Annotated in this window: 1 protein-coding gene and 1 pseudogene; both read right to left on the bottom strand. The window is 71.2% G+C overall.

Translation table 11 applies throughout. The features are described from left to right. Window positions 1–12 precede the first annotated feature (12 nt). On the bottom strand, window positions 13–498 hold the full coding sequence (locus IH48_RS0132215; RefSeq protein ID WP_030912886.1) for a hypothetical protein: 486 nt from the start codon (window positions 496–498) through the stop codon (window positions 13–15). Between the two features lie 547 nt (window positions 499–1,045). Beyond that, window positions 1,046–1,156: pseudogene (locus IH48_RS37275) on the bottom strand (ABC transporter ATP-binding protein); the annotation flags it as partial. Between the last annotated feature and the right edge of the window lie 165 nt (window positions 1,157–1,321).

The following is a 1,321-nucleotide window of genomic DNA, read 5'->3' as shown; positions in this document are numbered from 1 at the left end:
TCTCGTACCGACTCAGGGAGCAGTGAGGGTCACCCCTCGGCGGGCCAGGACGCTTTCGAACGCTTCTTCAAAGTCCAGTGAGCGGAGCAGGGGGCCCAGGAGCCTTCGCGTTACTGTGCCGGGCGCGTCGCGCAGGGCAGCCATGGGGGTGCCGGTGCTCTCCTCGTAGGTGTCGGCGCTGTACCTGTGATAGCCGGCGAACATGGACTGGCTCCAGCGACGTCGGCCGCGGAGTCGGTTGGCACCCACAGCCACGGCCCAGTTGCCGTGGTAGCCCACGTCCTGGGAGATCAGACGGATCAGTTCCAGCATGTGTCGGGTGAAGAGGACAGCGGCGGAGTCGAAGATGACCTGCTTGGCCTCGTCCGGTGACTGGTACGTCCTTGAGTTGGCATCGGAGAGGCGGGTCATGAGCAGTCGCAGCCCGCCGTCCTCGAAGAACTGAAGCTCGATGACGTCCTCGTCAAAGGAGCGGCCTTCTGGGGTGTAGATGCGCACGGCACGTTCCGCACGTGGGCCGCTTTGACTGCCCACCTGCAGAACGCGCACGACTGGTCGATCCGCGTCAGGTCCGGGGCCGGCACGGTGCGCCACAGCGGATGGAATCTGCAGGTACTCCAGGCACGGCACGGGTAGGCGCTGTGCCTCGTCGACCACCAGTACCCGCGCCTCAGTCAAGGCCCACGTGAGCGCGGCGTCGGCCGCCTGCCGGCGTGTGCGGGAAGCGGCCCGGCAGCACCAGCGCGTCGAATACCGCACGCCTCATGCCGGCCACCGACGGGCGAACCGGTACCGGCACCCTGTCACCCTCCGGCCCGGGGGCACTTCGCCAAGCGCCATCCGCACGGCCGCGGTCTTGCCCCGGCCCGGGTCGCCCCCGGCCCGGGTCGCCGAACACACACACCGCGCCCAGTGTCGCCATCGTCTGCCCGACCGCCTCGGCCACCGCCCGCACCCACGACGTCCGAGCACCTCGGCGGCCGTGCCGGTGTCGAACGCGCCGGTGCGCTCGTCGGCGAAGACCACGTCGGGGGCGGTGACCAGGGGCGAAGGCGCCGTCGGCGAGGAACAGTATGCGATCGGCCCAGGCGGCCGCGACCGGGTCGCGGGTGACCATGACGACGGTCGCGCCGAGCGCGTCGACGGCGTGCCGCAGCATCCGCACCAGCTGCACTCCCGCCGGCAACGCCACACCCACCAGCGCACCGCTCTCCCCCACCGGCAAGCCGCCGGTCGCCTCTGGTACGAGACACGGCAGCCGACGCGCCCCCCCCCCCGCCGCACCGCCCTCCCGCGGCCCGGCCAGGGACAGGTCAGCCAC

It is taken from the genome of Streptomyces sp. NRRL F-5126 (assembly GCF_000721265.1).
GTDB lineage: Bacteria > Actinomycetota > Actinomycetes > Streptomycetales > Streptomycetaceae > Streptomyces.
Note: the sequence above shows the minus strand (reverse complement) of the source record. Positions and strands in the feature narration are given on the sequence as shown.